Source organism: Stenotrophomonas sp. P5_A8 (assembly GCF_056400545.1).
Genome location: NZ_JBFULB010000218.1, coordinates 1 through 6,738 on the forward strand (window position 1 = coordinate 1; position 6,738 = coordinate 6,738).

Here is a 6,738-nt window from a genome sequence, read left to right on the forward strand (position 1 = left end):
CCGCATCGCCTGCGAAGTCCTGCACGGTGGGACGCCGACGGTCGCTCGGCAGCTCCAGCAGGGCTGGCGCATCGGCTCCAGCAGGGCTGGCGCATCGGCCAGCTTCGTGTGCCAATAGCCTGCCTGGTCTGCCAGCGCATCATTGGAGAGCCATTGCCGCTGCCAGTGGGCGTAGTCGGCATACTGGATGGGCAGGTCGGGAAGTTCAGCCGGCACGCCGTGTAGGAAGCCGGCATACAGTGCTTGCAGTTCGCGCATCAGCACCATGCTCGACCAGCCGTCCGAGACAATGTGATGCATGTTCAGCGCCAACACATGACGCTGCGTGCCGAGCTGGATCAAGCGAGCGCGGGCGAGCGGGCCTTGAGTCAGATCGAAAGGTGTGGTCGCCTCGAATTCGAGCAATATCGGAAGGATCGCTGCGGCCTCTGCCGCATCGCCCAGAGCATCGAAGGCGAATGGGAAGCTGAGCCCGGCCGGACCGATCTGCTGCATCGGTGTGCCGTCTACGGCAACAAACGAGGTGCGCAGTGATGCGTGTCGCTCCACCAGCGCATCCAGCGCGTTGCGCAGCGCAGCTACGTCCAGCGGCCCCTCCAGTTCCAGCGCCAGCGGCATGTTGTAGGCCGCGCTCGCGCCTTGCATCTGGGTGAGGAACCAGAGCCGCTGCTGGTTGAACGAGAGGGGGACGTCTGCACCCTGCTGGCGCTCGGTGGCAATGATCGCAGGAATGCTCGGGCGCTGTGCACGCGAGACGCTGTCGGCCAGTTCGGCGATGGAAGGAGCGGAGAACACGGACGTCAGGTTGACCTCCGCTTCGAAGCGTTCGCGCAGCAGCGWCAGCATGCGCACGGCCAGCAGGGAATGCCCGCCAAGCTCGAAGAAGTTGTCATGGCGACCGACCTTCTCCACGCCCAGGACTTCACTCCAGATCCGTGCCAGCTCGGTTTCGATCTCGCCGATCGGCGCCTGGTACGGCCGGCTGAGGTAGGCCTCGCCATCCGGTGCCGGCAGTGCCTTGCGGTCCTGTTTGCCGTTGGATGTCACCGGCATCTCGTCCATTTTCACGTAGGCAGYCGGCACCATGTACTCGGGTAGCTTGCCGCCCAGGTGGGTCAGCAGGCGTTCGGTGGATACGTCTGCGTCGTGGGTGGTGGTGTAGTAGGCGACCAGACGGTGGTCGCCAGGCACGTCTTCGCGGACCATGACGATGGCATCGCGGACGCCCGGGAAGTGCAGCAGCTGGGCCTCGATTTCGCCCAGCTCGATGCGGAAGCCACGAACCTTGACCTGGAAGTCGTTGCGGCCAATGAACTCGATGTCGCCGTTGGAGAAGAAGCGGGCCAGGTCACCGGTGCAGTAGAGCGGTCCGGGAATGTCCGGCCAGGGCGAGGAGACGAATCGCTCGGCGGTCAGTTGCGGGTCGGTATAGCCCTCGGCCAAGCAGGGACCGGCGATGTACAGGTTGCCGATGACGCCGACCGGGACCGGCTGCAGGTGGGCATCAAGCACATAGTAGCGGGCGTTCTGGATCGGGCGGCCGTAGGGGATGCTGCGCCAGTCGCCGCTGACCTGGTGAACTTCGAAGTGGTTGGACCAGATGGTCGCTTCGGTGGCACCGCCCAGGGAAATGAAGCGGGCATTGGGGAAGGCATCGGCCATGGCGCCGGGCAGCGACAGTGGGATCCAGTCACCACTGTTGAAGATCAGGCGCAGCGAGGGATTCTGCCGGGGTATCTGCTGCAGGAACGGCACCAGCAGCTGCAGGGCGGCCGGGGCCGAATCCCAGAAGGTCACGCGCGGATCGAGCACAGCCTCGGCCAAGCGCTGCGGATCGGCCAACTGGTCAGTGCTGGCCATCTGGATGGTGGCACCGGCGGCCAGGATGCCGAAGATGTCGTAGACGGACAGGTCAAAGCTGATCGAGGTGATGAACAGCAGGCAGTCGTTGTGATCGACCTGGTAGGTCCGGTTGACCCAATGGATCAGGTTGATGACCGGAGCATGGGCAACTTTGATGCCCTTGGGCTTACCCGTGGAACCGGAGGTATAGATGATGTAGGCCAGGTCACGGCTGCCCAGGCCAAGCAGGGCCGGTGGCAGGTTGGTGGCCTCCTGGTTTGCCCAGGCCTGTGCATCGGCCTGCAGGTCCACCACGACCGGCAACACGGGCAGGCCGGCAAAGGTACTACGCAGCTTGTCGCGGGTAGCTGCATGGAYCATCGCCACCTGCGGGCGTGCATCGGCCAGCATCGAAACAAGCCGGTCGACAGGATAGCTTGCATCCAGCGGCACATAGGCACCGCCGGCCTTGAGGATGGCGACCAGGCCGATGACCATTTCCGGCGAACGGTCCACGCAGATGGCAACCTGCACGCCGGGGGCGACACCTTGATCACGCAGATGCCTGGCCAGGCGATTGGCCTGCTCATTGAGCTGGCGATAGCTGAGGGTATGTTCCTGGAAGCGCAGCGCGATGGCATCCGGGGACTCGGCGGCACGGGCCTCAAACAGCTCATGRATGCAGCGCTTGGCCGGGTATGGYGTGGCGGTGGCATTCCAGTCGACCAGAATCTTGTRCCGTTCCTCGGCTGGCAGCACGCCGAGCGTCTGCAGGTTGCTGTCCGGCTCTTGTTCCAAGGCCTGGATCAGCGATTCCAACGCGGTGCGTACCATGTTGCAGACCAGATCGGGATCTACTGCCGGCAGGACCTGGATGGAGGTCAGGAAATCCTCTTCGATGTCGTCAACATTGAGCACAAGCGGATAGTTGGTGCGTTCCTCGCTGACCAGCTCCTCGACCTGGGTGGAGGTCATGCCATCGATGGGATTTCCGGCCTCATTCATGGCGTGGCGGTAGTTGAGAATGGCGGTAAACAGCGGAGCTGGTGCGGCTACACCGCTGCAACGCTGGGCCAGAGCAAGGGAGGCATGCTCATGGGACATGAGCTCGGTCAGTCGTCGATGGGTGGCGCGGACGCCCTCGGTGGCACCCACGCCTTCCACCTTTACCAGGATGGGGAGGGTGTTGATGAACGGGCCGAAGATGCGGTCGGCCGATTCGTCCAGAGACATGCGACCGAACAACACGGTGCCAAAGACTGCATCGGGCCGGCCGGCCGTGCGCGCGACGACCTGCGCCCACGCTACGTGGAACAGGCTGGCCGCACTGACCCCCAATTGTTTGGCCTTGCGTCTGATGTGCCGGGACAGGCCGATGGGCAGGCGCCGCCTGGCTTCGACGACGTGGGCTCCATCGCCATGTACGTTGAGTAGATTGAACGGTGCGGTCGCCTCCGTGACGTCGCGCAGCATACTGCGGAAGAAGGCCTCATCATCGGCATTGCTGCCTTCATGTCGCGCACGTGCGACCACGTGCTTGAACGGCAGGGGCGATGGGAGCGCGGCTGCGCCGCCGTGAAGTATGGCCATGACCTCATGATTGAGCAGCTGTGCCGTGGTGACATCGTCGATAAGGTGGTGGACCATCCGGATCGCGAGCCACTGTCCGCTGGCGGCATCATGCGCGGCGTAGACTCGCATCAACGGCGCACTCTGGAGGTCGAGTCGGTAGTGGCGGGGGTCGACGTGGCCAACCAACTGTTCTGCGACGTCGCCAAYGGCAGCGTCGAACGTCAGGACCTGTAGGGAGAGCGGTGCCTGGCGCCAGACCACCTGCAACGGCGAGGTCAGCCCTTCCCAGACCACGCTGGTCCGGCAGATGTCGTGGCGCGCGATCACCGCGTTCAATGCCTCAACGTAGGCGTCCAGTGCCTGCTTTTCACCGAACCGCACAAGGCTCCACATCAGGTAGGGATCGCTCTGCGTTTCCATCAGGTGATGGAACAGGATGCCCTCCTGCAGGTGGGTTAGAGGATAGATGTCCTTGATATTGGACATGCCCCCTTCGACAGCCTCGGCGATATGATCGATGTCTTCCTGGCTCAGTGCCGCCAGCGGGACCATTTCTGGTGTGATCCGGGACGTTCCCTCCGGAACCGCCGGGGGCACCACATTCGTCCGCGTGGTGCGCTCGCCCTGCACCGCCTCGGCCAGCTGCATCAGCACCGGGGCCTTGAAGATGGTGAGTACGTTGGCATGAAGGTTGGACTGCTTCATCCGCTCCAGCATGCGCACCGCCAACAGCGAGTGACCGCCAAGCTCGAAGAAGTTGTCGTTGCGTCCGATGGTACCCACGCCCAGGACCTCACTCCAGATCTGCGCCAGCTCGTTTTCGACCCTGCCGACCGGCGCCACGTATGGCTTGCTCACGTAGGTCTCCCGGTCGGGTGCCGGCAGTACTGCACGGTCCAGTTTGCCGTTGCTGGTGACTGGCATCCCCTCCATCTTGATATACGCTGCCGGGACCATATGCTCGGGCAGTGCCGCGGCCAGTCGTGACGTCAGCATTTCTGCAGACGGAACGGCGCCGGCATCGGTGGTGTAGTAAGCGACCAGCCGCTTGTCACCGGGCATATCTTCGCGGACGAGCGCGATCGCTTCGCGGATGCCTGGGCATGCCGCCAACTGTGCTTCGATTTCGCCCAGCTCGATGCGGAAGCCGCGCAGCTTCACCTGGAAGTCATTTCGGCCTATGTACTCGATGTCGCCGTTGGCCAGGAAGCGAGCCAGGTCGCCGGTCCGGTACAGCCGGTCGTTCTGAACGAACGGATTGGCGATGAACTTGTCCGCCGTCAGCTCTTGGCGATTGAGGTAGCCACGCGCCAGGCCGACGCCGCTCAGATGCAGCTCGCCAACCACGCCGATCGGGGTTGGGGTACCTGCCGGGTCCAGGATGTAGGCTCGCGTGTTGTCGATCGGCCGGCCGATGGTGACGGGCTGGTCTTCCTCGAAAGGCCGCGGGCAGGTCCAAGCGGTGACGTCGACAGTTGCTTCCGTCGGCCCGTACAGGTTGTGCAGTCGGGTCGTCTCCAGCCGCTCCATGAAGCGGCGGGCCAGCATGGCTGGAAGTGCCTCGCCGCTGCAGAAAACGTCCTTCAGGGAGGTGCAGCCGGCGCTGCCCTCGTGGTCGACGAAGGCCTGCAACATAGATGGAACAAAGTGGACAATTGTGATCTGCTGGTCATTCATCAGGCCAACTAGGTAGTCCGGATCCTTGTGTCCATTCGGGCGTGCCAGCACAAGGCAGGCACCGGCAGACAGTGAACCGAAGAGTTCCCAGACCGATACGTCGAAGGTGATCGGGGTCTTTTGCAGGATTGTGCTGTGGCTGTCAAACCCGTAGGTCTTCTGCATCCACACCAGCCGATTGACCAAGGAATGATGCTCGATCATTACCCCCTTGGGTCTGCCGGTGGAGCCGGAGGTGTAGATGACGTAGGCCAGGTCTCGGCTGCCCAGCCCGAGCATCGCTGGCGCCAGGTTGGTGGCGTCCTGCGTTTTCCAGGTATGGGCATCAACCAGCAGGTCGATCACCGCTGGAGGTGCCGCAAGAGCGTCCAGTGCCGCCTGCAGCGGTGCCTGCGAAGAGGCATGGGTCAATACAACCGGAGGCGCCGCATCGTCCAGCATGAAGGCCAGGCGATCGGTGGGATAGGCGGGATCCAACGGCAGGTAGGCACCACCGGCCTTGAGGATGGCCAGCAGGCCGACCATCATTTCGATGGATCGATCCACACAGATGGCGACCTTTACCCCTGGCCCCACGCCCTGTTCGCGGAGGTGCCTGGCCAAGCGGTTGGCATGCTCGTTGAGTTCACGATAGGTGAGCGAGTGCTCCTCGAAACGCAGTGCCGTAGCATCCGGTTGCCACTCTACCTGCGCTTCAAACAGCTCATGAACGCAGCGTTCGGCCGGATAGGGCGTCGCGGTCGCATTCCAGTCGACCAGGATCTTGTTGCGCTCGGCGTCGGGTAGCAGCGGCAGGCTATCGACAGCCTGGGTGCTGTCGGCGACCATCGCCGACAGGATCGTCTGCAGATACGCACCGAAACGCTCGATGGTGTTGCGATCGAACAAGGCGGTGGCGTAGTTCAGTGAACCGACCAGACCATCGGGGCTCTCACCCAGGTTCAGGGTCAGGTCGAATTTGGCGAAGGATGTGGTGGCATCCAGCACCCGCGCAGTGATATCGGCCAGCGCCAGGTCACTGTGTTCCGTATCCTGCCAGGCCAGCATGACCTGGAATATTGGCGTGTGGGCTAGGCTGCGCGCCGGGCGCACGATTTCCACAATCTGTTCGAAAGGTAGATCCTGGTGATGCTGGGCGCTCAGCGCGGTCTCACGCACTCGCGTGAGCAGATCGGCGACACTGAGTGGGCCGTAGGTGTCGATGCGCAGAGCCAAGGTGTTGACGAAGAAGCCGATCAGCCCCTCCAGCTCCAGTCGCGGTCGATTGGCGGTGGGCGTGCCAATGACCAGGTCGGTTTGCCCGGACAGGCGAGACAACAGCACGGACCAGGCGGAAAGCACGGTCATGTAGAGGGTAACGCCGCATTGTTGGCTCAGCGCCTTCAGGCGTGCGGTCAAGGCGGCATCGATCACCAGGGGCACCGCATCGCCTGCGAAGTCCTGCACGGTGGGACGCCGACGGTCGCTCGGCAGCTCCAGCAGGGCTGGCGCATCGGCCAGCTTCGTGTGCCAATAGCCTGCCTGGTCTGCCAGCGCATCATTGGAGAGCCATTGCCGCTGCCAGTGGGCGTAGTCGGCATACTGGATGGGCAGGTCGGGAAGTTCAGCCGGCACGCCGTGTAGGAAGCCGGCATACAGTGCTTGCAG

At 63.3% G+C, this 6,738-nt stretch carries 1 protein-coding gene; it reads right to left on the reverse strand.

Going from position 1 to position 6,738, the window contains the following annotated elements:
• Window positions 1–6,738, reverse strand: a 6,738-nt coding sequence (locus AC1DQP_RS14460; protein WP_478051859.1) for an amino acid adenylation domain-containing protein, incomplete at its 3' end; no start/stop codon positions are given.